Origin of the sequence: Jatrophihabitans telluris (genome assembly GCF_023516435.1) — a bacterium.
In the GTDB taxonomy this organism is placed as follows: Bacteria; Actinomycetota; Actinomycetes; order Mycobacteriales; family Jatrophihabitantaceae; genus Jatrophihabitans_A; species Jatrophihabitans_A telluris.
In genome coordinates, this window is record NZ_CP097332.1 from 3,445,213 (window position 1) to 3,469,950 (window position 24,738).

Consider the following 24,738-nt stretch of genomic DNA (forward strand, 5'->3'; position numbering starts at 1 on the left):
ACCGCTCAAAGATCGCTGCTTGCGCTACCGGACGATCACCACGACCGGGTCGCTGACGATCTCGCCACCGTCCGGCACGCCCGGCGCGGAAGAGGTCTGGCCGGCACCCGGGCCGCCCGTCGCGCTCCCCGCGGCAGCGCCGGCGGCCGCAGAATCAGCACCCGCGGGGCCCGGAGCAGTCGCCATGTCCGAGGGCAGGACGGTGTAGCGCAGCGACACCACCAGCTCGTACTGGCCGGCGGGCAGGCGGCTTCGCTTTCCAGCCGCGGGACATCCGGACAGCAACACAGTTTCGGGCAGCCAGCCGATTCGCTGGCTGTGGCCGGCGCGCAACGGAATCAACGCCGCCAGCTCCGGCCGGGGGCTGTCGTCCCGGCCGACGACGTGGCCATCGCGGATCAGCAGCACGTCGGTGCTGGAGGGTCCGCTCACCAAGGCTCCGCCCGTGGTGCTGCTGGACAGCGTCGCCGAGATGGCCATCGCAGTGCCCGCTGCGCCCGAGCCGGGCGTGGACGCGGTCAGCGTGAGGGTCGCCGAGGACCGGCCGGATGACCTGGGGACGTCGCCGCACGTGGTCAGACCGGCTGCGCCGGAGCCCCGGTTCGGCACGGGCGCCGAGCCACATCCGCAGGCCAGCAACGCGACGAGCACCGGCGCGGCCCACCGCTTCCGCGATGGCCATGGATTCCAGGTCGGGCGCACAACAGGTGGACGCGACGGGCGGCGCCACACGTTGCGACTTCTTACAACTCGCTGCGACTTGTTGCGACTTGTTGGGACCCAGCCGATCCTTATGAAGTGAATGTGATCCGGGCCACAATTTCGAGAAATGCCGACATGCGTCGCCTCAAGCTCCGTCTTTGGCCCTTAACCGTCCAGTAGACAGGGTGAACGGATGCCGACCCGTGGCCGAAACCCTTTACAGCAGCAGGGCAATCGGGAGCGAAGCGTCGTCGAAACCCGAGGCGGCTAGGGTTTGCTTCAGCAGCCGCCGCGACGAAGGGACCACCATGACCGAGTCCGACGCACCCGACAGCGCAGGCCAGGTTCCGCCGGAGCTGGCTGTATCGCGAGAAGCGCCGGACCGCAACCTCGCCCTCGAACTCGTGCGCGTGACGGAAGCCGCGGCCATGGCCGCCGCTCGATGGGTCGGTCGGGGTGAGAAGAACGACGGCGACGGGGCGGCCGTCGACGCGATGCGAACCCTCATCGGCACCGTCTCGATGCGGGGCGTCGTGGTGATCGGCGAAGGCGAGAAGGACCAGGCGCCGATGCTGTTCAACGGCGAACACGTCGGCAACGGCACCGGCCCCGAATGCGACGTCGCGGTCGACCCGATCGACGGAACCACGCTGATGGCCAAGGGAATGCCCAACGCGATCGCGGTGATCGCGGTCGCCGAGCGCGGTTCCATGTTCGACCCGTCGGCGGTGTTCTACATGGAGAAGATCGCGACCGGCCCCGAGGCGGCCAACGTCATCGACATCAACGCCCCGGTTGCCACCAACATCGCTCGCGTGGCCAAGGCGAAGGGCGGACGTCCCTCCGATGTCACCGTCGTGGTGCTTGACCGACCCCGCCACGCGGACCTTGTGCGCGCGGTCCGCGACGCCGGAGCGCGCATCAAATTCATCTCCGACGGCGACGTGGCCGGCGCGATCATGGCCGCTCGGCCCGGCACCGGGGTCGACCTGCTCCTCGGTATCGGCGGCACCCCGGAGGGGATCATCGCCGCAGCGGCGATCGCCTGCATGGGCGGCTCCATCCAGGCCAAGCTGTGGCCACGAGACGAGTCCGAGCAAACCAAGGCCCTCGACGCCGGTCACGACCTGGATCGGGTGCTGCACACCAGCGACCTCGTCCGCGGCGAAGACGTGTTCTTCTGCGCTACCGGCATCACCGACGGCGAGCTCGTGCGAGGAGTCCGCTACGACCGCGGCGCCGTGGCGACGTCCTCGATCGTGATGCGCTCGAAGTCGGGGACGATTCGGCAAGTCGATTCGTTGCACCAGCTGTCGAAGTTGCGCGCTTATTCTTCGATCGACTTCGATCGCAACTGATCGGCACCGCCGTCCCGACCCGCAGGAGAACGAAATGCTCTGTGTCACGTCAAACGACATCCCCGGCTGGGAGATCCAGCGCGTCTGCGGCGAGGTCTTCGGGGTGACCGTCCGCTCCCGCAACATCGGCTCCCAGCTCGGCGCCGGATTCAAGTCCTTGGTCGGCGGCGAGCTGCAGGGAATGACCAAGCAGGTCATCGAGTCACGCAACGAAGCGATGGGCCGGCTGTTCGCCGAGGCGCAGGCCCGCGGTGGCAACGCCCTGGTGGCTATGCGCTTCGACACCACAGAACTCGGCGGCAACTGGAGCGAGATCTGCGCCTACGGGACCGCGGTCGTGGCCATTCCGGTCACCGAGGAAGCCAAGCAGACGGCCATCCAGCTCGGGTACGGCCGTCCCGCCCACAATGCCGCGCCCGCGAGCCCGCAGTCGTCCGAACCCGCCGTCGGGGGCGCGCCGGGGGCGTATCCGGCTCAGCCCGGCGGTTACCCCGGTCAGCCCCAGGGATACCCGGGCCAGCCGCAGGGCTTGCCCACCCAGTCGCAGGGCCAGCCCGCCGAGCCGCAGGGGTACTCGCCGCAGTCGTAACGGCGTCCGGACGTGCCGTAAGGATCGCCACAGGATGGGGTTCTCCACGGTGGGTGCTGGCTAGGCTGGCTGTTTGCCGGGCTGCCGCCTGGGTCGAAATGCAAACGCACGCCGAACAGCCGAGCCGCCGCTCGCTGATCAAGGAGAGCTTGAAAATCATGTCGGTTGACCAGTCAGCGTTCCGGGTCGAGAAGGACTCGATGGGTGAGGTCCGGGTGCCGGCCGCCGCCAAGTGGCGCGCCCAGACCCAGCGCGCCGTGGAGAACTTCCCGATCTCGGGGCAACCGATCGAGCGCGAGTTGATCGCGGGTTTGGCGCTGATTAAGGGCGCCGGCGCCCGGGTGCGCGCTCAGCGCGGCCTGCTCGATCCGGGGAAGGCCGAGGCCATCGCTGCCGCGGCGGTCGAGGTCGCTCGCGGCGAGTGGGACGAGCAGTTCCCGATCGACGTCTTCCAGACCGGCTCGGGCACGTCCTCGAACATGAACACCAACGAGGTGCTCGCCTCGTTGGCAGCCGACCGGCTCTCCGCCGCGGCCGGCGAAGCGGTCTCGGTTCATCCAAACGACGACGTCAACGACCCGCTGTCGTCCAACGACCAGTTCCCCTCGGCCATTCACGTCGCGGCGACCAAGGCCGTGGTCGTGGACCTGGTCCCCGCCCTGCAACACCTGGCCGCGGCGCTGGAGGCCAAGTCGTCCGAATTCGCTACCGTCGTCAAGTCGGGCCGTACGCACCTGATGGACGCGACCCCGGTGACCCTCGGCCAGGAGTTCTCCGGTTATGCCGCGGCGGTGCGCTACGGCGTGGAACGACTGCAGAGCACCCTGCCGCGCGTGGCCGAACTACCGCTGGGCGGCACGGCGGTCGGCACCGGAATCAACGCCCCGGCCGGTTTCGCCGGTGAGGTCATCGCGCTCATCGCCGCGGAGACCGGCCTGCCCTTCACCGAGGCTCGCGACCACTTCGAGGCGCAGGGGGCGCGCGACGGGCTCGTCGAGTTGTCCGGTGCGCTGCGCACGATCGCCGTCAGTCTGAACAAGATCGCCAACGACATTCGGTGGATGGGTTCGGGCCCCCGCACCGGCCTCACCGAACTGTTCCTGCCCGATCTCCAGCCGGGATCGTCGATCATGCCGGGCAAGGTCAATCCGGTGCTGTGCGAGGCGGTCTGCCAGGTCGTGGCGCAGGTCATCGGCAACGATGCCGCCGTGGCGTGGGGTGGCGCGGCGGGCAACTTCGAGCTCAACGTGATGCTGCCGGTGATCGCGCGCAACGTCCTGGAATCGGTCCGCCTGATCGGCAACGTGTCCCGCGTGTTCGCCGACCGGTGCGTGTCCGGTTTGCAAGCCAACGTCGAACGGTGCCGTGAGTACGCCGAGTCCTCGCCCTCCATCGTGACCCCGCTGAATCACTACGTGGGATACGACGAGGCGGCCAAGATCGCCAAGCAGGCCCTGGCCGAGCGCAAGACGATCCGGCAGGTCGTGATCGAGCGTGGCCACGTCGAGTCCGGCGCGATCACCGAGGACAAGCTGGACGAGGTCCTCGACGTGCTGTCAATGACCCACCCCCGTTGAGGTTGCCCTTGTTGCCGGCCGGCGGCCGTTGAGGTTGCCCTCGTTGCCGGCCGACGGCCGTTGAGGTTGCCCTCGTGGCTCAGGACTCAGCCCAGGCCGACGTCCTCGAGCATTTCGGTGACGAGAGCGGCGATCGGCGAACGCTCCGAGCGGGTCAACGTGACGTGGGCGAACAGCGGGTGACCCCGCAGCGCCTCGATCACGGCAGCGACACCGTCGTGCCGGCCGACGCGCAGATTGTCCCGCTGGGCGACGTCATGGGTGAGCACGACCCGCGAACCCTGGCCGATGCGCGAGAGCACCGTCAGCAGCACGTTTCGCTCCAAGGACTGGGCCTCGTCCACGATGACGAAAGCATCGTGCAGGGACCGTCCCCGGATGTGGGTCAGGGGCAGGACTTCGACCATCCCGCGGTCCATGATCTCGTCCATCACGTCCGCGCTCACCAACGCGCCCAGCGTGTCGAAAACCGCCTGCGCCCAAGGGGCCATCTTCTCGTTCTCGCTGCCCGGCAGGTAACCGAGTTCCTGACCACCGACGGCATACAGCGGGCGGAAGACGACTACCTTCTTGTGCGCCCGCCGTTCCATGACTGCTTCCAGGCCGGCACACAGCGCCAGCGCGGACTTGCCGGTGCCGGCCCGTCCGCCCAGGGAGACGATGCCGATCTCGGGGTCCAGCAACAGGTCCAGGGCGATCCGCTGTTCGGCCGACCGGCCATGCAAGCCGAAGGCCTCCCGGTCACCGCGGACGAGCTTCATTTGCTTGTCCGCCGTCACCCGAGCCAGTGCCGATCCACGCGGGGAGTGCAGGACGAGACCGGTATGGCAGGGCAGTTCAGCACTCGTCCGAAGCTCGTCGTGCTGAGCCAGATCGACTTCGTGACCGTCGTAGAGAGCATCGATCTGGTCGGCGGTCACGTCCAGTTCGGCCAGGCCCGTCCACCCGGAATCGACCGCCGGATGGACCCGGTACTCGTCGGCGTCGAGGCCGACCGAGGCCGCTTTCACCCGCAGCGGCATGTCCTTGGTGACCAAGGTGACGTCGCGGCCCTCGTTCTTCAGGTTGAGGGCCACGGCCAGGATCCGCGAGTCGTTGGTCTCGACACGGAATCCGGTCGGCAGCGAGGACAGGTCGGAGTGGTTCAGCTCAACGTGCAAGGTGCCGCCGTCGTCCCCGATCGGGACGGGCGCATCCAGGCGTCCGTGTTTGATGCGGAGCTCATCGAGGGTTCGCAAGGTCTGGCGGGCGAACCAGCCGAGCTCGGGGTGGTGGCGTTTGCCTTCCAGCTCCCCGATGACCACCAGCGGCAGGACGACCTGGTGCTCACCGAACCGCGCCAGGGCACCTGGGTCCGACAGCAGGACCGACGTATCGAGCACGAACGTCTTCATGTGGTCTTGATCGGCGGCAGTCGCGGAAATGTGATTGCTCGCGGGAAGCTGATCCTTCAGGTCAGCAGAGGCGGGTACTGAGCTGGGGTGGGCAGATGTCTCGGAACGCACTCGAGGCTCCTTGGACGTTCACGGTAGGCACAGACCTCATCACCCACCGTGGGTGGGCGCGGCACCGACGTCCACCTGCATTGAGGGTTCCGGTCGCTCCCAGAAGCTGGGGGCGATGCCGGCCCCCTCGCTGGTCATTACCAAAGTCAGGGACCTCCCGGGCGGCTCGGGGTTTCCCGGTCCACCTGTCGTCACGGTACGTCCGCTCGTGATCCAGTACGAACGCCACGCCGACATTCTCAGTTTCCAACAGATGAACATCAGTCGCACCGGTCCCATGCGGGCCTGGCGCTCTCGGCGCTCGGCCGGCGTTGAGGTTGCCCTCGTTGCGGGGTCGGCCCCGTTGAGGTTGCCCTCGTTGCGGGGTCGGCCCCGTTGAGGTTGCCCTCGTTGCGGGGTCGGGCAGTGTTTCACCATAAGAATCGGCGCCCATCCTGACTGATCACCGAGGTTCCCGACCGCGGGCGGCGCGCAGAAGCTTCGGTGCGCCAGCGGCGCTCCACCAGCAGACGCGCCGCCTCGACGCCACCGCCCCGCATCAGATCGCGCGTCACGCGAACGGTGGTGAAGCCGAGCCGTTCGAGTTTCCCGATCCGGCGCAGATCCGCACGTGGACGGTCACCGCGTTCGTGCCACTCGCCGTCATATTCTCCGACGAGGCCCGACACCGGATCGAGCAGGTCCACCCGCGCAACGAAATTCCCAAAACTGTCGAATATCGAGGGGTTTACGAGTGGTTGTCGCAAACCCGCATCGAGCCAGTGCAGCCGGAAAGCACTTTCCATCGGCGATTCCGCAAACGCCGTCAGCAGTGGAGCAAGCGCACGTACCCGACGAATTCCCGGCCAGCGTTTGCGTTTGCTCGCGTAACTCGTCAGCTCGTCCGGGCTGCTGACACCGAATCGCACACACGCGTCTGCGAGCTGCAGTGCCTGGACCCGCCCTCGGCTGAGGCGGAGTACATCGAATAGCGTCCGCGTGCCTGTAGACACCGACAGGCCGCCAATTTGGACGACGTCAGAATCGAGCAGCTGAGAGTAGCTGCGCAGGATTCCCTCTCTTTGCCGACACTTGGTCCTCGGATTGATCGCCACGGGCAACAACTCGTCCTCCTCCCAACGGCCATCGACAAATGTCGTGGGTACACCGTGGAGGAGCGCGGCCGACCATCCGATGACGACTGCGCGCGGCCCGGACACGGCGCAGCCGGCAGCGATCCGAACAAATGCGTCTGCGCAGTCCGGTTCCCCGACCAGCGATCGGCTCGCGCGGATCCCGCCAGGTCGCGGCATCGACCTCACTTCGGCAGGAGGGCAACCCGCGGCGAGCAATCTGGAACGGGTCGTGACGCCGGCGGAGAGGATCTTGGCGGTGGGGTCGTCGTGGTTGATCACAGCCGCAGCGTCCCGCGGAGCGAGCCAGCTGCGAGGGGCGATCGTGATTCTGTGGATGACGAGGTTTTTATCCACAGCCCGCAACAAGGGCAACCTCAACGAGCCGAAGCCCGCAACAAGGGCAACCTCAACGAACCACAGCCCGCAACAAGGGCAACCTCAACGAACCACAGCCCGCAACAAGGGCAACCTCAACGAACCACAGCCCGCAACAAGGGCAACCTCAACGAGCCGAAGCCCGCAACAAGGGCAACCTCAACGAGAGCGGGGGGCAGCGGTCAGGCGCCGAAACGGCGCTGGCGCTCGGAGAAATCGCGCAGGGCCCGAAGAAAGTCGACCTTGCGGAAATCGGGCCACAGGGCATCGCAGAAGTAGAACTCCGAATGCGCCGACTGCCACAGCAGGAAGCCGGACAGGCGCTGCTCCCCCGACGTCCGGATCACGAGGTCGGGATCGGGCTGGCCCTTGGTGTACAGGTGGTCGGCGATGTGCTCGACGTCGATGCTCTCGGCCAGCTCCTCGATGGACGTGCCGGCCTGGGCCTGCTCCTGCAGCAGCGACCGGACAGCGTCGGCGATCTCGCGGCGGCCGCCGTAGCCCACGGCCAGATTCACCGTCAGCCCGGTCTTGTCGGCCGAGCGTTCCTCCGCGGCCTTCAACACGCCGGCGGTATCAGCCGGCAGCAGATCCAGCGCACCGACGACGTTCACCCGCCACCGGCGATCGTCGGCCGACAGCTGGCCGGCGACGTTCTCGATGATCTTCAGCAACGGCACGAGCTCGGCCGGGTCCCGAGTGAGGTTGTCCGTCGAGAGCAGCCACAGCGTGACGTGCTCGACGCCCACCTCGGCGCACCACTCGAGCAGCTGATCGATCAGCTCAGCGCCGGCGGCATGCCCGTCGTTGACGTCGGACAGGCCGGCCGCCCGGGCCCAGCGTCGGTTGCCGTCCAACATCACCGCGACGTGGCGCGGGACCGCAGCGCCGTTCAGACTCTGGCGCAGCCGCCGCTCGTACACGGAGTAGATGGCGCTGCGCAGGTCCACGACAGGAAAGGTTAGTCCTTGACGGCGCCTGTATGGCGGTTTTACCGGCCGAAGACGCGAAATGGCTCACTTCCACCCGCTGGTCGGCGGGGCCGGAACTAGGGTCAGCCGACATGAGTGCTGAGATCGTGCCTGAGCTGGATCCACACACCACCGCCGGCAAGCTCGCGGAGTTGAACCAGCGTTTCGACGAGGCGGTACACGCCGGCTCGGCCCGCGCGGTGGAGAAGCAGCACGCCAAGGGCAAGCTGACCGCGCGGGAGCGGGTCGAGTTGCTCCTCGACGAAAGTTCCTTCGTCGAGTTCGACGAGCTGGCCCGACACCGTTCCACCAAGTTCGGAATCGAGAGCAACCGACCGTTCGGCGATGGCGTGATCACCGGCTACGGCACCGTGGACGGTCGGCAGGTGTGCGTCTTCAGCCAGGACGTGACCGTCTACGGCGGCGCCCTCGGCGAGGTCTACGGCGAGAAGATCGTCAAGGTGCAGGACTTCGCCCTCAAGACAGGCTGCCCCCTGATCGGGATCAATGAGGGGGGTGGCGCCCGGATTCAGGAGGGCGTCGTTTCACTCGGTCTCTACGGCGAGATCTTTCATCGCAACGTGATGGCGTCGGGGGTCATCCCGCAGATCTCGCTGATCATGGGCGCCGCGGCGGGCGGGCACGTCTACGGACCAGCGCTCACCGACTTCGTCGTCATGGTCGACCAGAACTCCCAGATGTTCATCACCGGACCGGACGTCATCAAAACCGTCACCGGCGAGGACGTGACCATGGAGGAGCTGGGCGGGGCCCGGACCCACAACACCACCTCCGGAAATGCCCACTACCTCGGTACGGACGAGCAGGACGCGATCAACTACGTCAAGGCGCTGATCTCCTACCTGCCCGCCAACAACCTGGATCCTGCACCGGTGTTCGAGACCGAGGTCGATCTCTCGGTCACCGACGCCGACCGGGAACTCGACCGGTTCATCCCGGACTCGGCCAACCAGCCGTATGACATGCACACCGTCATCGAGCACCTTGTGGACGAGGGCGAATTCCTCGAGGTGCACACCTTGTTCGCACCGAACATCGTGGTCGGCTTCGCCCGCATCGAGGGGTACCCCATCGGCATCGTCGGCAACCAGCCGATGCAGTTCGCCGGCTGCCTGGACATCGATGCCTCGGAGAAGGCAGCACGCTTCGTCCGGACCTGCGACGCGTTCAACATCCCGGTCGTGACCCTGGTCGACGTGCCGGGCTTTCTACCGGGCGTCGGTCAGGAACATCGCGGCATCATCCGGCGCGGGGCCAAACTGATCTACGCGTACTCCGAGGCCACCGTCCCCAAGATCACTGTCATCACCCGCAAGGCCTTCGGCGGTGCCTACGTGGTGATGGGATCAAAACATCTGGGCGCCGACATCAACGTTGCTTGGCCGACCGCCCAGATCGCGGTCATGGGCGCCCAGGGTGCGGCGAACATCCTTCACCGCAAGGAACTGCAGAAGACCGCGGACGAGGGCGGCGATGTGGAAGCGCGGCGCGCGGAGTTGGTGAGCGAGTACGAGGACACCCTGGTCAACCCCTACGTGGCGGCCGAGCGTGGCTACGTCGACACCGTGATCCCGCCGTCTGAAACCCGCGCCTTCATCACGAAGTCGTTGCGGATGCTGCGCACCAAGCGGCAGAGCCTGCCACCGAAGAAGCACGGTAACATCCCGCTGTAGCACTCGGGCCACCCCGCCCACGTCCGCAGAATCGACTGAAAGCCTTATGGAACAAGACGAAAAGCCGATCGAACCTCCGGTACTCCGCATCGTGCGCGGCAATCCCAGTCCCGAGGACGTGGCTGCCGTGACGGTCGTGCTGTCGCTGCTCAGCGCCTCGGGTTCCGCTCCCGCTACGACGCCGTCGCGGAGTGGGGGCTGGGCTGATCCCCGCTGGCGGGTACGGGCTCCCTTGACGGCCTCGCCCGGCGCGTGGCAAGCCTCCGCCCGGTACTGAAAACGGCCAGCCACACCAGGGCGATCCCGTAGGAGTAGTACTTCACGACCTCGGGGTTCCAGTGCGGGAACTCCGCCGACATGTACTGCAGACCCGGAGCAAAGGCCGTCCACAACCATTCGATCCGCCCCGACATCGCGATCAGCGCGATCAAGGTCAGGGCGTACCACCCGTAGTGCGGGGTGGCCACCAGCAGCAGCAGACCCGTCGCGTTGACCGCGGTTTCCTCCGGCCGCCTCGGGTCGGCTCGCCACCACAACCAGGTCAGTCCGACGACGCCGGCGAGCAGCGCCACCTTCGTGGCCGCACTACCTCCGACCAGCCAGGTGGCGATGAAGTAGCGCTGTCCACTGGCATAGCTCTCCGTGCTCAGATACGTCGGCAGGTAGCCCAGGACCTTCGGGCCCACGGCCAGCACGTGGGGAAGGTAGCTCAGCGCCACGACGCCCGTGGCCGCGGCCGCGGCTGTGACCAGACGCCGCGGACGACGCCCGACGGCGACCATCAGCACTCCCGGGTACAGCTTGGTGGCGAACGCCGCTCCGATGGCCAGCCCGGCCGGCAGCGGACGGCCCTCGCGTAGGGACCACATCGCGAGCACCGCCAGCAGCGCGGCCAGCCAGTCGATGTGGGCGTTGTTGGTCGCCTCGATCGCGACGAGCGGGCTCAGCGCCCACGCTGCCACCGGCCAAAGCGGTGAGCCGCGTCGGTTCGCGCTGCGGATCAGCAGCAGCGTGGTTGCCAGTACACCGAGGCCGGCGGCGAGTTGCAGCGGCAGATGGTGTCCGTGACCACCGAAGGACAGCACGCGCACCAGAGCGAACGAGGCCTCGGCGACCGGCGGATAGATCGTGCGAACCAGAGGGCGGTTGATGACCGAGCAGCCGCCAGGCACGACATTGTGACGGCAGGGGTCTGCCGCTGGGAACAGGAAGTCCTCCCGCAGCCGGGACAACGCCTGATCCGCCGGTGCGTACCGGTACGGATCGATGCCGGACAGCTGCACCTTGCCGTCCCAGGCGTAGCGGTAGTCGTCGTCGCTGGAGACGGGGTTGCCCGCCAACGCGGCCAGTTGCAGCACGGCGCAGCCGCCGATCAGCAACGCGGTGAGGGCCCGCCGGGACAACCTCGTCCGCAGTCGCCACAGCATCGCCAGCAGGACGAGCGAGCACCCGAACAACGGCCCCAGCAAGGTCAGCACGGGACGGAAGTGGTGGACCCGGTTGGTCAACGCCAGGACGCCGAGCACCTCGATGGCGACGAGGACGGCTACCGCAGTGACCGCGCTCCGCCCACGTCGACCCAGTTCGGGTCGGCTCCGGTGCGCTCGGTCCATGAGACCACTCTGGCAGGACGAACCCGGCGATGCGACCCGGGCCGCCGCGCCGCGGTCGGAGTTCCTTGCCCTGTAAGGGTCCTGGACCCTGTTTGACCGCACACTGTGGGTATGCGCTCGCCCATCACGCCGTTGCGCGACCGGCTGCGCGGTCAGGCGCACGATCAGGCGCACGGTCGTTTGCGCCAGCTGTTGCAACGGCCACCGCGGGGCTGGCCGTCCTTCTCCTCACCGCTGCGCAGCACGGCGGTCACCGCTCGTCTCGGCCGTGTCCTCGGGATCGCGTTCGTGGTGTGTTTCGCCACCGGGCTGCTCAGCCACTACCAGTACCACCCCTGGACCTGGCTACCCATCCCCGGAGCCCCGGTGTGGGGCTACCGCCTGACCCAGGGCGTGCACGTCATCACCGGCATCGCCTGCATTCCGCTGATCCTGGTGAAACTCTGGTCGGTCTTCCACCAGCTGTTCCAGTGGCCGCCGGTGCGAGGCCTGGTTCATGCCGCCGAGCGCGGGTCGGTGGCGATTCTGGTGGCCAGCTCGGTACTGCAATTGATCACCGGCCTGTTCAACGTCCTGCAGTTCTATCCCTGGCCCTGGGACTTCGTGAAGGTGCACTACTGGTTGTCGTGGGTCATCATCGGATCGCTGTTGCTGCACGTCGCGGTCCAGCTGCCCAAGATCCGCGAGGGCCTGTCCACCCCGGTGTCGCGGAGCAACCCGGGTCGGCAACGGACGGTCCTCGGCACGTCCAAGCCGGGCGGCCTGACCCGGCGCGGAGTGTTGATCTCGGCCGCGGGCGGTGTCGGCCTCGTCGTGGCGACCACCGTCGGGCAGGTGGTACCCGGGCTGAGCCGGTTCGCCCTCCTGGCGCCGCGGCGACCTGATCGCGCGCCGGACGAGAAGCTACCGGTGAACAAGACTGCCCGCAGCGCCGGCGTCGTGTCTCCCGCACAATCGCCGGACTATCACCTGACCGTGGACGGAGCGCGCAACTTCGAACTGTCCCTGGCTGAGTTGGAAGCCCTGGTGACGGAGGAGACAACGTTGCCGATCGCCTGTGTCGAGGGCTGGAGCAAGTCCGCACACTGGCGCGGGCCTCGGCTGCTTTCCCTCATCGAGCGCGCCGGTGGTTCGCGGGCTTCGCACGTCACGGTCCACTCGCTGCAGAAGGGCGGCTACAACTCGTCCACCCTCACCGGCAGCCAGCTGGAATCCGCCTTGCTCGCCACCCACCTCAACGGTGAACGGCTGTCGCTGGACCACGGTTACCCGCTGCGGCTCATCGCGGCCGACCGGTCCGGCGTACTGCAGACGAAGTGGCTGACCCGGATCGAGGTGCGCTGATGTCCTCGCCCAACACTCATGCGCGTGATCGCATTTACCGTTACGTACTCGGTGTCATCGGCGTCGCGGCCATCGCCTACGGAGCCCTGCGGATTCTGCAGCAGGCCCGCTACACCCATCCGCCGAAACTCGCTGAGTGGCTGGTCGGCTCGTTGCTGGTGCACGATCTCGTCATCGCGCCCGTAGTACTCGGCGTCGGAGCGCTGCTCGCCCGAGTGGTGCCCGGTCGGCCACGGGCCTATCTGGAGGGCGCTCTGATCGCAGGAGGCCTGGTCAGCGCCGTCGGCGTGGTGCTGATCTATCGGCAGCACAAGTACGGCAGTACCACCCTGGCTCTGTTGCAGCAGAACTACAAGACGAATCTCGCCATCCTGCTCGGCCTGGTGGCTCTGGTGACTCTGACCGCCTACGCCATCGACGTGCTGCGTTCGAAGCGGACGAAGTCCCTGCCGCCGGCCGACCAGTAGTCGACGGCGTCGAGCCCGGCGGTGGTGGCCCGGTCGACGAGCACATCCACCGACACCCTCGCCCAACCGAACTCCGGGCCCACCGGCCGGCCGGCTTCGGCGAAGCGAACCACGAGCACTTCATCGGTGCCCGGCTCTGCGGTGCTGGCCTCGACGATCACGCTGCCCTGCAAGGCCATCAGCCGTCGCACGCGGCCGAGCAGACCGGTGACATCGCCGCCGATCCCGATGTTGCCGTCCAGCAGGAGGACTGTCGGCCACCGACCCTCGCCGGGAACCCGTTCGAAGACATCACGGCTCAGGGCGGTCGCTCCACGTCCCTGCGTGAGTTCCACCGCCGCCTCGGCAATGTCCACTCCGAGCGCGGCATGACCCGCTGCGGCAAGGGCGTACACGATTCGACCCGGGCCGCAGCCGACATCCAGAGTCGGTCCCAGACACCGGTCGAGCACCGTCTGATCAGCATCATCGGCCTCAGCCAGGTAACGCTGGATAGCCAGCGGAAGAACCCGACCGTGGCCATCGATGAATCCCAGCGGACGCGATCCGGCCAGCGCCCCCTCGTACGGCGCAAGGGCGCCCGCCCTCACTGGGCGGCACCGGTCTGGGCGGCACCGGTCGAGCTGCCGGCCAACGCGCGCCAGCGGCGAGCGAAGCGGGTATGCGGATGACCCAGTGCGATCGCCCGTGCATCCGCGGGCTCGTCCACGTCGCGTAGCACCGGCAGCCGTTGAACGCGCAGGCCCGCCTGACGCAGCCGACACAACTGCTCGGCACCGGTGTCCGGTCGCGACATCGGTACGCCCGCGATGACCGAGCGGGCCACGCTCGCATCGGCGAAGGCGATGGCCCAGAAGCCACCGTCCTCGGCCAGGCCCAGCGCGCAATCGTGGTTTCGCAGGTCGAGTCGATCCAGCTCACCGGACAGCTGCGGGGTATCCATCCCCACCAGGACCACGCGCCCCGGGGCGACGTGGCGGGTGGAACCGTAGGGCCCGGCGTTCCAGCCGGCGGCGATCGCGTCGAAGCCGGCGGACAACCGCTCATCGAGATCGCCCTGCGATTGCTGGAGGATCTGCCAACCGGTGGGGATCCACTCGCCGGGATCGCCGTCGAGCAGCAGCACCCGGCGCGGCGCCAGACCATCAACCGCGGCCAAAGTGTCGTTCAGCGCCTCGCCCGCCAGCTCAGCAGCCTCGTGCGGACTGAACTCACCGATGAGGCGGGTTTTCACCTTGCCCGGCAACGGTTGTTTGGCGATGACGACAACCGTGTCGGCCACCGGTGTCCGCTGAACGACCGCGGGACCGGCGCCGATGACGGCTGCGGTCATCGAGCCGGTCATCGAGCCGGTCATCGAGCCGGTCATCGAGCCATCACCGCGGACATGTCCTTGACCGCCTGCAGGGTGCCGCGAACCGTGCCGGTCACCTTGGAGCGTCCCGTCCGCGGGGCGTAGTGGACGTCGACGGAGTCGATCCGCCAGCCGGCACGGGCGGCCAGCAGCACGGTCTCCAAAGGGTAGCCACTGCGCCGATCGCGTTGTCCGAGCTCGAGCAGGTCCTCCCGTCGAGCTACCCGCAGCGGTCCGAGGTCGCGAATGCGCACGCCGGTCAGAGACCGGACCCGATGCGCCAGCACCCGGTTGGCCACCCGGGCATGGACCGGCCAGGCCGAAAGGGTCGTCGTCCGGCGGGCCCCGAGGACGAGGTCGTAACGGCCTTCGATGATCGGCGCGGCCAGGCGCGGGACATCGGCGGGGTCCAGCGATCCGTCGCAGTCACAGAAGGCCACATACTCAGCGGTGGCCGCCGACAAACCGGCGTGGCAGGCCGCACCGTAACCGCGCTGCGCACAGCTCACGACGCTCGCGCCGAGCCGGGCGGCCAGCTCCGCGCTACCGTCGGCGCTGCCGTTGTCGACGACGATGGGCCGGACGCCGGCCGGCACCCGCTCCAGCACGCCGGGCAGCGCGGCCGCCTCGTCCAGACAAGGCAGAACCAAGTCGATCATGCCCTTGACGGTAGTCAGCGGAGGGTCCGACAACCCTTACAGAGCTGGGAACTCGGGCTCCGCGACGGCTGGTATCACCAACGCGAAGCCTAGACTCCAGGGGTGGCCGCTGTGCTCGTCGTCGAGGACGACCCAACCGTGTCCGAGGTCGTGCTGTCCTACCTGGAACGCGCAGGTCACACCGCCCACGGCTGCAGCGACGGCACCCGCGCCGCGGAACTGCTCAGCGGCCCGGATGCAGGTGCCATCGACCTGGTCGTGCTCGACCTGATGCTTCCGGGGCTGGACGGGCTCGAGGTGTGCCGCCGGCTGCGCCGCAGTCACCCGGACCTTCCCGTGATCATGCTGACCGCGCTCGGCGAGGAGGACGACCGGATCGCCGGCCTGGAGGTTGGCGCCGACGACTACGTGACCAAGCCGTTCTCCCCGCGAGAACTCGTCCTGCGGGTGGACTCGGTGTTGCGGCGCAGCGCACCGGCTGCGGCTTCCGACCCTGCCCCCGCCATCCTCAGCATCGACGACCTCGTGGTCGACACCGCCGCACACCGGGTGACGAAGAAGGGCGTGGAGCTCAATCTGACCGTCCGAGAGCTTGAACTGCTCGCGTTCCTGATGCGCAACGCCGGTACCGCCTTCACCCGTAGCCAGCTGATGGAAGCGGTCTGGGGATGGACCTTCGGCGATCAGTCGACGGTCACCGTGCACGTGCGGCGGGTCCGGGAGAAGATCGAGAACGACCCGCAGAAGCCGACGTTGATCCAAACCGTGTGGGGAGTCGGCTACCGGATGGACGCACCGGACGCGGCATGAGCACACACCACGATCTCGACATCCTGCTCACGGCGTTGCTGTGGGCTCTGGGGGGCGCCGCCGTCGCCTGGATCCTGACCTGGCCGTTACGGCGCCGCTCCCAACGGGGTGAGCTGATCTCGGTCTCCGTGGTGGCTACCGGGGCTTCGGTCGCCGCCGTCATCGGAAACACCCGCGCGATGTTCCTGTCGATGGACGACGAGTACGCCACCATCACGGTTTCGCTCGTCGCGGGCGTCCTCGCCGCCATGGTGGCCAGCATGTCGGCACGCCGCTTCGCCCGGGACAAGCGCAGTGTCCAAGCCGCGGTAGAGGCGATTCGGGAAGGACGATTGCCCACCGGTGGCGGCCGAAAGCTCAGTGGTGAGCTGCAGACGTTGCGCGAGCAGCTGGACTCCACCGCCCGTACCCTCACCGAATCCCGTGAGCGCGAGCAGGCCCTGGAAGCCTCCCGGCGCGAGTTGGTCGCCTGGGTCTCTCATGACCTGCGGACTCCGCTGGCCGGCCTGCGGGCGATGGCCGAGGCGCTCGAAGACGGCGTGGCGAGCTCGCCCGAGCGGTACCACAAGCAGATCCGGATCGAGGTCGACCGGCTGTCGGGGATGGTCGACGACCTCTTGGAGATTTCCCGGCTGCAATCGCGGGCGCCGCGTGCCCGCACCGATCGGGTCAACCTGGAGGACCTGATCTCTGACGTGGTCGCTGCGGTGGAGCCGGTAGCCACGCTGCAGGGTGTGAAGCTGCGAGGTCGGACGTCCACGCTCGCCGAAGTGATCGGTAGCTCCGCGGAGCTGAACCGCGCGCTCACGAATCTGCTCGTCAATGCCATCAGGCACACCGGCCCCGACGGCACGGTGGAGATATCGCTGCGTTCACCGAACGAATCCGGCGCGACTCCGGCGTTGGCGCAGGTGGCCGAACTCATCGTGCGGGACCAGTGTGGCGGCATTCCCGAGCATGATCTGGACAAGGTGTTCGAGGTCGGCTTCCGGGGCGAGCCCGCTCGCACGCCGCATTCCGGCCTGGGCGCGGGCGCCGGACTCGGGCTGGCCATCACCCGCGGCATCGTGGCCGCACACGACGGCAGCGTTCAGGTCTGCAACACCGAGGGCGGCTGCGCGTTCACCGTCCGCCTGCCCCTGGCTGCCTGACCTCCTCGTTGAGGTTGCCCTCGTTGCGTGCAACGAGGGCAACCTCAACGTCCCACCACGCGCAACGAGGGCAACCTCAACGTCCCACCACGCGCAACAAGGGCAACCTCAACGTCCCACCACGCGCAACAAGGGCAACCTCAACGGGAGTGGGCCAACTCGGCCATGCCGGCGTCGAAGTCCTCCGCCGGATACCAGCCCAGCTCGGCCCGGGCCCGCGAGGAGTCGGCGGTGATGTGCCGGACGTCGCCGAGCCGGTACTCCCCGGTCACCACCGGTGCCGCGCCAGCGAGGGCGACCGCCAGCGCGGTGGCCATCTCCCCCACCGTCCGGGGCGTCCCCGAACCCACGTTGTACGCCCGCGTACCCGCGACCCCGGCCTCAGCCGCCGCCACGGTGGCCGAGGCGATGTCCCGCACGTGGACGAAGTCCCGCCGCTGGCCACCGTCCTCGAACACCCGCGGGGCCTGGCCCCGCCGCAGCGCCGAGGTGAAGATCGCGGCCACCCCGGCGTACGGGGTGTCGGACGGCATGCCCGGGCCGTACACGTTGTGATAGCGCAGGGCCGCCACCGATCCACCGGTGGAACGGGCCCAATTACGCGCGTAGAGCTCCTGCGCGAACTTGCTGCTGGCGTAGGCGTTGCGAGGATCGATCGGCGCGTCCTCATCCACGAGTTGGGCGCCGAGAGTCCGACCGCACTCCGGGCACGGCGGGTCGAACTGCCCGCGCCGCAGCGCCGATTCCTCCCGCACTCCAGGCGCCACGGGCCCGTGCTCCGCGCAGTGCCCCAGGCCTTCTCCGTACACAACCATCGAACTGGCCAGAACCAGCCGGCCGACTCCGGTCGTGGCCATCGCCGCCAGCAGACTCGCTGTTCCGGCATCGTTGGACGAGGCGTAGTCGGGCAGGTCCTGCACGTCGACCCCCAAACCGACCTTGGCCGCCAGGTGGATCACGGCCTCCACGCCCGACAGCGCAGGCAGTACCGCGGGGCGGTCCCGCACATCGGCCACAACGAGTTCGACCCCCGGCGGCGGCGCCCACGCCAAGCCGTGATGGACGTCCTCGCGCAGCGAATCCAGTACCCGTACGTCATGGCCGCGCGCAAGGGCGCGGGCAAGCACGTGACGGCCGATGAAACCGGCTCCCCCGGTCAGCAACAGACGCATCAGGGCAGCTCGAACGGCGGCGGGGTGTTCCCGTAGACCTCGCCGTACAACTCGTTGCCAGTGAGCGCCGGCAACTGCGACAGCGTCGCCACCAACAGCTCACGAAGCCTGGGCAGGTTCGTCGCGAACTGTTCGAGCACCTCGGCGTGGGTGACCCCACCGCCGACCTCGACGCCGGCATCATGATCGGTGACCAGGCACAGGCCGGTGAACTCCAGGGCCAGCTCCCGTGCCAGGGCCGCTTCGGGCATGCCGGTCATGCCGATGATCGACGCGCCGCGGCGCTGATAGTCCAATGATTCGGCACGGGTGGAGAAGCGCGGGCCGTTGATGACGATCAAGGTTCCCCCGTCGACGACCTCGATTCCGGCCGCCGCCGAGCCCCGCAGTGCCGCCGCACGGCCGGCCACCGAGTACGGGTCGGAGAAGGAGACATGGGCCACCCCGCTGTCGGAGTCGTTGTAGGTGTGGCCGCGCCCATAGGTGCGATCGATGATCTGATCGGGCACCACGATGGTGCCCGGCCCGAGTTCGGGCTTCAGCGATCCGACGGCCGAGGCCGAGACGATCTGGCGCACGCCCAGCGAGCGCAGCGCCCACAGGTTGGCGCGGTACGGCACCCGATGCGGCGGAAAGCGGTGATCGGCGCCGTGCCGAGGCAGGAACGCGATCTGCCGCTCCCCCAGCCGTCCGACCGTGATCTCGCCGCTCGGATCACCCCACGGGGTGCGCACCGTGACCGCGGCGGCGTCGCTGAGCAAGGAGTAGAAACCGGATCCGCCGATGACACCGATCTCGGCCTGAATGTTCGTCACCGGTCAAATCTAGCGGCCTCACCAATTACTAGGACGTCATAGTAAACTCAGGACGCGTCGGCCCACCCCGCCGGCCGACCGTCAGAGCCCCGGTAGCACCGGCAGGAGATCCCATGCTGCGCAAGCATTACGACGACGACCAGCTCGCCTTCGGCGAAGCCAGCCACACCTTCATCGCAAAACAGATCCACCCCGACTACCTGGCGTGGGAGCAAGCCGGCATCGCGCCCCGGGAACTGTTCACCGCGGCCGGCGCGCAGGGCCTGCTCGGCCTGCAGATCCCCGAGGAGTACGGCGGCGGCGGCACCCAGGACTTCCGTTTCAACCAGATCCTGGACGAGGAGCTGATGCTCGGCGGCGTCGGAGCGGCCGGGCTCGGCCTCAGCCTGCACAACGACATCTGCCTGCCGTACTTCCTCCACTACTGCACAGCCGAGCAGAAGCGTCGCTGGCTGCCCGGGATCGCCAGCGGCGAGCTGATCACCGCCGTCGCCATGACCGAGCCCGGAGCCGGGTCCGACCTGGCGGGTATCCGCAGCAGCGCGGTGGCCGACGGGACGGATCTGATCGTCAACGGTTCCAAGACCTTCATCACCAACGGGATCAACGCCGACCTGGTCATCGTGGCCGTCCGCACCTCGGCCGACAAGCACCGCGGTCTCACCCTGGTCGTGCTCGAACGCGGCATGCCCGGCTTCGAGCGGGGCCGCAACCTGGACAAGCTCGGCCTGCACTCGCAGGACACCGCTGAGCTGTCGTTCACCGACGTTCGGGTGCCAGCCGAGAACATTCTCGGCGAGATCGGGACCGGCTTTGCCTCGCTGGTCGCCAACCTCCCACAGGAGCGGCTGTCGATCGCCGTCGCCGGCGTTGCCGGTGCCCGCGCGGCGTTGAACTGGACCGTCGACTACGTCCGCGAGCGCAAAGCCTTCTCGGCCTCGATCGGCTCGCTGCAGAACACTCGCTTCCGCCTGGCCGAGATCGCCACCGAGGTCGACGTGGCCCAGGCCTACGTCGACCGCTGCGTCATCGCACTGAACGAGGACGACCTGAGCGTGCAGGACGCCGCCAAGGCCAAGTGGTGGTGCACCGAGCTGCAGGGCCGAACCGTCGACACCTGCCTGCAGTTGCACGGCGGCTACGGCTACATGCTGGAATACCCGATCGCACGCGCCTTCGCCGACGCTCGGGTCACCCGGATCTACGGCGGCGCGACCGAGATCATGAAAGAGATCATCGGGCGATCCCTCAAGCTCAACTGAGCCCGCCCGCGCCGTGTGGCGCGCGATGGCTGTTCTAGAGTCGGCCAATGCGTTTCGTCCTCGCCTCGGCCTCCCCGGCACGCCTGGCCACGCTGCGAGCCGCCGGGGTCGACCCCGAGGTCATCGTCTCGGGCGTCGATGAGGACGCCGTCACCGCACCTTCCCCGGCCGAGCTGGTGCAGGCGTTGGCCCTGCTCAAGGCCACGGCCGTCGCGAACGCGCTGATCGAGACGGTGGCCGCACCGACCCTGGTCCTCGGCTGCGACTCGATGCTCGAGTTTCGTGGCCACGCGTTGGGCAAGCCGGCAAGCGTCGCGGAGGCGCGCCAGCGCTGGCACGACCTGCGTGGGCGGTCTGCGGTCTTGCACACCGGGCACGCCCTGTTCGCGCTGACCGAAGCACCAGGGGGCCGATTCGCCTCGCCGGAAAAGGCCAAAGTCGCCGTGGCCAGCACCGAGGTCCGGTTCGGCCGACCCACCGACGACGAGATCGAGGACTACCTGGCCACGGGCGAACCGTTGAACGTGGCGGGCGCCTTCACCATCGACGGCCTAGGTGGCTGGTTCGTCGAAGCAATCACCGGTGACCATCACAACGTCGTCGGTCTGTCCTTACCCTTGCTGCGGGCGATGATCCGGGAACTCGGCTACGCCCTGTCGGACCTGCCGCGAAACGGCCGCGGGCCGGCCACATCCTGAGTCGGATGTGGCCGGCCCGCGGCCGGAACGAGAATTACTTGGTGTTGACGGTGATCTTGGCGATTCCGACCAGCAGGCCGCCCTTGACGGCGGTGGTCTTGAAGGTCGAGTTCAGCAGGTCGGCAGCAACCTGCGAGACCTGGACCTGAGTGCCTTCCAGGATCGCGGTGTTGCCCGAGGTCTGCAGCGGCTTGAGGGTGTTTCCGTTCAGCCCGAAGAGCAGCGCGTGGGTGGCGGCACTCTTGCCGTTGACGGCGACGTCACCGTAGAGCTTGGACGCGCCGGGGTCGATGTCGAAGTTGGTGAGCGACACCTTCGTCGCGCCACCGGTCAACGAGAAGCCGGAGCCGTCGTGCTTGATGTCGCCTACGACGTAGGGCGAAACCGATCCGGGCTTGAAGTACTTGACGTTGCCACCGGTGATCGGGAAGACCAGCGAGCCGTTGGTGAGCTTCGCGGTGCCGATGACGCCGGGGGTGAGCTTGAGGGTGCCGAGCGCCGCGACGAAGTTGCTGTCCAGTGCAACCGCGGTGGACTGGCCACTCAGCGCCGGAATGTCGGCCAGCGGCGCGGCCGCTGAGGTCGAGGACGCGGCGGGGGTGCTGGAGGACTTGTTGCTGCTGCAGGCCGCCGCGCCCAGCGCCACGGTGGCGATGGCGGTGGCGGTGATGACGCCTCGGGCAATTCGGTTCATCGGGAATCTCCTTCGATTTTGGCCTTGCTTTCGAAGGGGATTCGCCACCACGGCCAGGGCGGATTGGCTCAGTGGGTCACCATTGGTGTGTTCAGGCTCACCGGCGCCCGCGCGGCCGGAGCGTCACCGGCGGGATCGGAGGCGCCGGCAACCGATCGCCCTCGTAGGCGACGTCGCCGAAGCGTTGCCCGGCCATCCAGGCGGTTCGCGCGGCGAGGATCTCGTCGTGGCTGCGGCCGACGAAGTTCCACCACATCACCAGCTCCTCGTCGAACGGCTCGCCGCCGAGCAGCAGCAGACGTGCGCCGGCATTACTGTGCACCGCCAGTTCAGAGCGCCCCGTCCCGAGGTAGGCCATGTCCCCGGACCACAATTGCTCGGTCCCGTCGGACCAATCGCCGCTCAGGACGAGCAGCGCATGCTCCCAGTCCGGCCGCAGCTGCACCATCGCCTCGACGCCGGCGGCCACCTCAAGTTCCGCGCCGACCAGCGGAGTCAGGGCGGTCGCCGGGGACGTGACCTCGCCCAGCGAACCCATCAGCAGTCGGGCCCGCACTCCGTCGCCGCGCCATTCCGGCAGCTGCTCGTGGTGTTCGAAGAAGGGAGACGCGTCCCGGTCGGCGTCGGGCAGCGCGATCCAGAGCTGCACGCCGTGGAGCTGGTCCCCATGCCCGGTCGGAGAGTTCTCGGCGTGGGCGATGCCGTGCCCGGCGCTCATCAGGTTCAGCTGCCCGGGCCGGATGATCTGGTCGCTGCCAAGACTGTCGCGGTGCCGGACGTCACCGGCCAGCAGCCACGTCACGGTCTGCAAGCCGCTGTGCGGATGGGGGGCGATCTGCATCCCCGCCTCGCCACGGACGTCGTCCGGGCCGAACAGGTCCAGGAAGCACCAGGCACCGACCGTCCTCCGACCGCGGGTGGGCAGGTAGCGCTGCACCATCGCCGCAGACCCTGGGCCGGCCGGATTTCCGTCCACGGCGATCGTTCTGGGCGTGAGCACGACCGGCCGCGGGTCAAGCCGCTCGAAGACCGGGCCGTTCAGACCGACGCGGGCGGGCAGGTCGACCTCGGCGGGCGTCCCGACCTCCAAGTTGCTCACGCAACCAGTTTGCCGCAGTGGCGGCGGCCCGGCCAGCGAGGAACCGGCGTTCAGCCGCCGGCGGGGACGTTGGGTGTCGTCGTGGCCGCGCTGGTCCCGGTGGCAGTGGTGGCCGGCGTGGTGGTCGCCGAGGTCGGCGTCCCGCCCTGCGGGACGATGGCCGAACTGCTCGGTGTCGTGCTCACGCTGGCGCTGGTCGCAGCGGTGGTCGTCGGAGGTGCGCTGGTGGTCGGCGAGGACGAGGTGGGTGCCGAGGACGACGTCGGGGCCGACGAGGAGGACTTCGTGGTCGACGGGGGCGTCGAGGACGCCGAGTGGGGCGCCGAGGACGTCGCGGTCAATGAGGACGCCGACGACGACGGGGCTGCCGAGGAACTCGAACTGGACGAGCTGGTGGACGAGCCCGGCGAGGGGTGGGACGTGTTGTGCGACAGCCAGAAGAATCCGCCGCCGAGAAGAAGGAGCAGCGCGACGATCACCGCCGTGATGATTCCGGCCCGGCTGCCCGAGCCACGCGGCTCGTCGTCCTCGTACCGCCCGAGCGGCACACCGGCATCACCCGGGGTTGCGGGCCCACCGGTGCCGACCTCGCCGCCGCCAGGTACGGCGCCGAAGAACTGCGTGTGCTGATCGGCCAGCTCAGCCCCGAGAGCGGTTGCGCCCAGAGCGGCACCGGCCGCGGCCACCGATCCCGCGACGAACGGGTCGAAGACAGCCGGCATGACGCCGGACGTGGGGCTCAGAGCAGCTGCGACCTGGGCCGCGCTGGGCCGCTGATCCGGCTCCATCGCAGTCATCGCCGTCAACAGCTCCGGCCAGGGCTGCGGCAGGCCGGCCGGAATCTCCGGGGATCGGTGCAGCCGAGCGACCATAGCCTCCATCGGGGTGCCCTCGTAGGACTTGCGGCCGGTCAGGGACTCGATCAGGACCAGACCCAGCGCGTACAGGTCGGCCGGTGGCCCGACGGCACTTCCGCGGGCCTGTTCGGGGGCGAGGTAAGTGGCGGTCCCGACGGTGAAGTCGACACTGGTCATCGGCTCGGCCTCCAGCAGCCGCACGATGCCGAAGTCGGACAGTCGCGCCCGGAACTCCGCCCCCTCCCGCAACTGGGGGCCCAGTCCGTGATCACTGCCGAGCAGAATGTTGGCCGGTTTGACGTCGCGGTGCACCATGCCACGGGCGTGGACGTAGTCCAGCGCCGCGGCGATCTGAGCACCGATGCTGCGCACGACGGGCTCAGGCAACGGTCCGCCGGAGGAAAGCTCCGCCGACAGGGATGGACCGTCGACCAGCTCCATGACCAGGTAGGCCGAACCGGACTGGCCCGTGATCGAACCGTCGTAGAGCGTGATCAGGTTCGGATGGTTGAGCTGGGCCAGCACCTGCAGCTCGACCTCCTGGCGCTGCTGGCCACCGAGCGTGTTGTTGCCGCCGTCCAGCTGCGAGCGGAACACCTTGATCGCGACATCGCGACCGAGCAGTTCGTCACGGGCCCGGAAGACCTCGGCCATCGCTCCGGATCCGATCGGCGTCTGCACCCGGTAACGGTCGCCGATCAGCCAGCCACCGGGCTGCGGTGGGGCCGGGAAGCGGCCGGTGGGTGGCTCGGAAATCGCCTGGCTCCTCTGCGCGCTCGACTCTGGTCGACTCGTGGTCGACTCAAGGCTAGCGGCCGACGTGGCGTCCTGCTGACCGGCGCCCCGCGACCGACGGC

Annotated in this window: 23 protein-coding genes and 1 pseudogene; 11 read left to right on the plus strand and 13 right to left on the minus strand. The window is 68.3% G+C overall.

What is annotated here, in order from left to right; all coding sequences use genetic code 11:
• Positions 1 to 24: 24 nt before the first annotated feature.
• Complete coding sequence (locus tag M6D93_RS15850) at positions 25 to 651, minus strand: hypothetical protein (protein WP_249770603.1); 627 nt, start codon at positions 649 to 651, stop codon at positions 25 to 27.
• A 359-nt stretch (positions 652 to 1,010) separates the two neighbouring features.
• Between M6D93_RS15850 and glpX the strand changes: the two genes are divergently transcribed.
• The 3 genes and pseudogenes from glpX (at position 1,011) to M6D93_RS15865 (ending at position 4,226) form a co-directional block, all read left to right on the plus strand.
• Positions 1,011 to 2,060, plus strand: coding sequence for a class II fructose-bisphosphatase (gene glpX / locus M6D93_RS15855; protein ID WP_249770605.1), 1,050 nt, complete (start codon positions 1,011 to 1,013; stop codon positions 2,058 to 2,060).
• Between the two features lie 34 nt (positions 2,061 to 2,094).
• Positions 2,095 to 2,454, plus strand: a pseudogene (locus tag M6D93_RS19555) (YbjQ family protein); the annotation flags it as partial.
• Between the two features lie 353 nt (positions 2,455 to 2,807).
• Complete coding sequence (locus M6D93_RS15865; RefSeq protein ID WP_347343675.1) at positions 2,808 to 4,226, plus strand: class II fumarate hydratase; 1,419 nt, start codon at positions 2,808 to 2,810, stop codon at positions 4,224 to 4,226.
• A gap of 86 nt (positions 4,227 to 4,312) precedes the next feature.
• Here M6D93_RS15865 and phoH2 read toward each other — a convergent pair whose 3' ends face one another.
• The 3 genes from phoH2 to M6D93_RS15880 form a co-directional block, all read right to left on the minus strand.
• The gene (gene phoH2, locus M6D93_RS15870; RefSeq protein WP_249770611.1) at positions 4,313 to 5,620 is read right to left on the minus strand and encodes an RNA 5'-3' helicase PhoH2; all 1,308 of its coding nucleotides are present in this window, start codon (positions 5,618 to 5,620) and stop codon (positions 4,313 to 4,315) included.
• A 521-nt stretch (positions 5,621 to 6,141) separates the two neighbouring features.
• Positions 6,142 to 7,125, minus strand: a complete 984-nt coding sequence (locus M6D93_RS15875; RefSeq protein WP_249770613.1) for a hypothetical protein — start codon at positions 7,123 to 7,125, stop codon at positions 6,142 to 6,144.
• A gap of 278 nt (positions 7,126 to 7,403) precedes the next feature.
• Positions 7,404 to 8,171: an isoprenyl transferase gene (locus M6D93_RS15880; protein ID WP_249770615.1), complete on the minus strand. Its 768-nt coding sequence runs from the start codon at positions 8,169 to 8,171 to the stop codon at positions 7,404 to 7,406.
• Positions 8,172 to 8,284: 113 nt separating this feature from the next.
• Here M6D93_RS15880 and M6D93_RS15885 point away from each other — a divergent pair, with 113 nt between their 5' ends.
• Together M6D93_RS15885 and M6D93_RS19560 are read left to right on the plus strand one after the other, a co-directional pair.
• Positions 8,285 to 9,886 carry an acyl-CoA carboxylase subunit beta gene (locus tag M6D93_RS15885; protein ID WP_249770617.1) on the plus strand — a complete coding sequence of 534 codons (1,602 nt, stop codon included), beginning with the start codon at positions 8,285 to 8,287 and terminating at the stop codon, positions 9,884 to 9,886.
• Between the two features lie 46 nt (positions 9,887 to 9,932).
• Positions 9,933 to 10,163, plus strand: coding sequence for an acyl-CoA carboxylase subunit epsilon (locus M6D93_RS19560; RefSeq protein WP_347343500.1), 231 nt, complete (start codon positions 9,933 to 9,935; stop codon positions 10,161 to 10,163).
• Here M6D93_RS19560 and M6D93_RS15890 read toward each other — a convergent pair.
• Positions 10,060 to 11,499, minus strand: a complete 1,440-nt coding sequence (locus M6D93_RS15890; protein WP_249770619.1) for a glycosyltransferase family 87 protein — start codon at positions 11,497 to 11,499, stop codon at positions 10,060 to 10,062. The two genes, M6D93_RS19560 and M6D93_RS15890, sit on opposite strands and share 104 nt — an antisense overlap.
• A gap of 111 nt (positions 11,500 to 11,610) precedes the next feature.
• Here M6D93_RS15890 and M6D93_RS15895 point away from each other — a divergent pair, with 111 nt between their 5' ends.
• Positions 11,611 to 12,843, plus strand: a complete 1,233-nt coding sequence (locus M6D93_RS15895) for a molybdopterin-dependent oxidoreductase (RefSeq protein WP_249770621.1) — start codon at positions 11,611 to 11,613, stop codon at positions 12,841 to 12,843.
• Complete coding sequence (locus tag M6D93_RS15900) at positions 12,843 to 13,310, plus strand: hypothetical protein (RefSeq protein WP_249770623.1); 468 nt, start codon at positions 12,843 to 12,845, stop codon at positions 13,308 to 13,310. Before M6D93_RS15895 ends, M6D93_RS15900 begins: the two co-directional genes overlap by 1 nt.
• Here M6D93_RS15900 and M6D93_RS15905 read toward each other — a convergent pair.
• The 3 genes from M6D93_RS15905 to M6D93_RS15915 are packed head-to-tail and all read right to left on the minus strand — an operon-like array spanning position 13,250 to position 15,323.
• Positions 13,250 to 13,900 (minus strand): methyltransferase domain-containing protein, encoded by a 651-nt coding sequence (locus M6D93_RS15905; RefSeq protein WP_249770625.1) that lies wholly within the window; start codon positions 13,898 to 13,900, stop codon positions 13,250 to 13,252. The genes M6D93_RS15900 and M6D93_RS15905 overlap by 61 nt on opposite strands.
• Positions 13,897 to 14,679, minus strand: a complete 783-nt coding sequence (locus tag M6D93_RS15910; protein WP_249770627.1) for a TIGR04282 family arsenosugar biosynthesis glycosyltransferase — start codon at positions 14,677 to 14,679, stop codon at positions 13,897 to 13,899. Before M6D93_RS15910 ends, M6D93_RS15905 begins: the two co-directional genes overlap by 4 nt.
• Positions 14,676 to 15,323 (minus strand): glycosyltransferase family 2 protein, encoded by a 648-nt coding sequence (locus M6D93_RS15915; RefSeq protein WP_249770629.1) that lies wholly within the window; start codon positions 15,321 to 15,323, stop codon positions 14,676 to 14,678. Before M6D93_RS15915 ends, M6D93_RS15910 begins: the two co-directional genes overlap by 4 nt.
• A gap of 102 nt (positions 15,324 to 15,425) precedes the next feature.
• On the opposite strand from M6D93_RS15915, the gene M6D93_RS15920 reads away from it, so the two are divergent.
• Positions 15,426 to 16,133, plus strand: coding sequence for a response regulator transcription factor (locus M6D93_RS15920; RefSeq protein WP_249770631.1), 708 nt, complete (start codon positions 15,426 to 15,428; stop codon positions 16,131 to 16,133).
• Positions 16,130 to 17,284 carry a sensor histidine kinase gene (locus tag M6D93_RS15925; RefSeq protein ID WP_249770633.1) on the plus strand — a complete coding sequence of 385 codons (1,155 nt, stop codon included), beginning with the start codon at positions 16,130 to 16,132 and terminating at the stop codon, positions 17,282 to 17,284. The genes M6D93_RS15920 and M6D93_RS15925 overlap by 4 nt, the downstream gene beginning before the upstream one ends.
• Positions 17,285 to 17,424: 140 nt before the next feature.
• Here the strand turns inward: M6D93_RS15925 and M6D93_RS15930 are convergent, their stop codons facing one another.
• On the minus strand, positions 17,425 to 18,456 hold the full coding sequence (locus tag M6D93_RS15930) for an NAD-dependent epimerase/dehydratase family protein (RefSeq protein ID WP_249770635.1): 1,032 nt from the start codon (positions 18,454 to 18,456) through the stop codon (positions 17,425 to 17,427).
• Positions 18,456 to 19,271 carry an S-methyl-5'-thioadenosine phosphorylase gene (locus M6D93_RS15935; RefSeq protein ID WP_249770637.1) on the minus strand — a complete coding sequence of 272 codons (816 nt, stop codon included), beginning with the start codon at positions 19,269 to 19,271 and terminating at the stop codon, positions 18,456 to 18,458. Before M6D93_RS15935 ends, M6D93_RS15930 begins: the two co-directional genes overlap by 1 nt.
• A gap of 113 nt (positions 19,272 to 19,384) precedes the next feature.
• Between M6D93_RS15935 and M6D93_RS15940 the strand changes: the two genes are divergently transcribed.
• A complete protein-coding gene (locus M6D93_RS15940; protein ID WP_249770639.1) occupies positions 19,385 to 20,533 on the plus strand; it encodes an acyl-CoA dehydrogenase family protein in 1,149 nt (382 codons plus the stop codon).
• Positions 20,534 to 20,580: 47 nt separating this feature from the next.
• Positions 20,581 to 21,231 (plus strand): Maf family protein, encoded by a 651-nt coding sequence (locus M6D93_RS15945; RefSeq protein ID WP_249770641.1) that lies wholly within the window; start codon positions 20,581 to 20,583, stop codon positions 21,229 to 21,231.
• Between the two features lie 34 nt (positions 21,232 to 21,265).
• Here the strand turns inward: M6D93_RS15945 and M6D93_RS15950 are convergent, their stop codons facing one another.
• From M6D93_RS15950 to M6D93_RS15960, 3 genes are all read right to left on the minus strand, one after another.
• Complete coding sequence (locus M6D93_RS15950; RefSeq protein WP_249770643.1) at positions 21,266 to 21,925, minus strand: hypothetical protein; 660 nt, start codon at positions 21,923 to 21,925, stop codon at positions 21,266 to 21,268.
• Between the two features lie 97 nt (positions 21,926 to 22,022).
• Entirely contained in the window at positions 22,023 to 23,024 is a 1,002-nt protein-coding gene (locus M6D93_RS15955; RefSeq protein WP_249770645.1) for a pirin family protein, read from the minus strand.
• A 50-nt stretch (positions 23,025 to 23,074) separates the two neighbouring features.
• A complete protein-coding gene (locus tag M6D93_RS15960) occupies positions 23,075 to 24,562 on the minus strand; it encodes a serine/threonine-protein kinase (protein WP_249770647.1) in 1,488 nt (495 codons plus the stop codon).
• Positions 24,563 to 24,738: the final 176 nt, after the last annotated feature.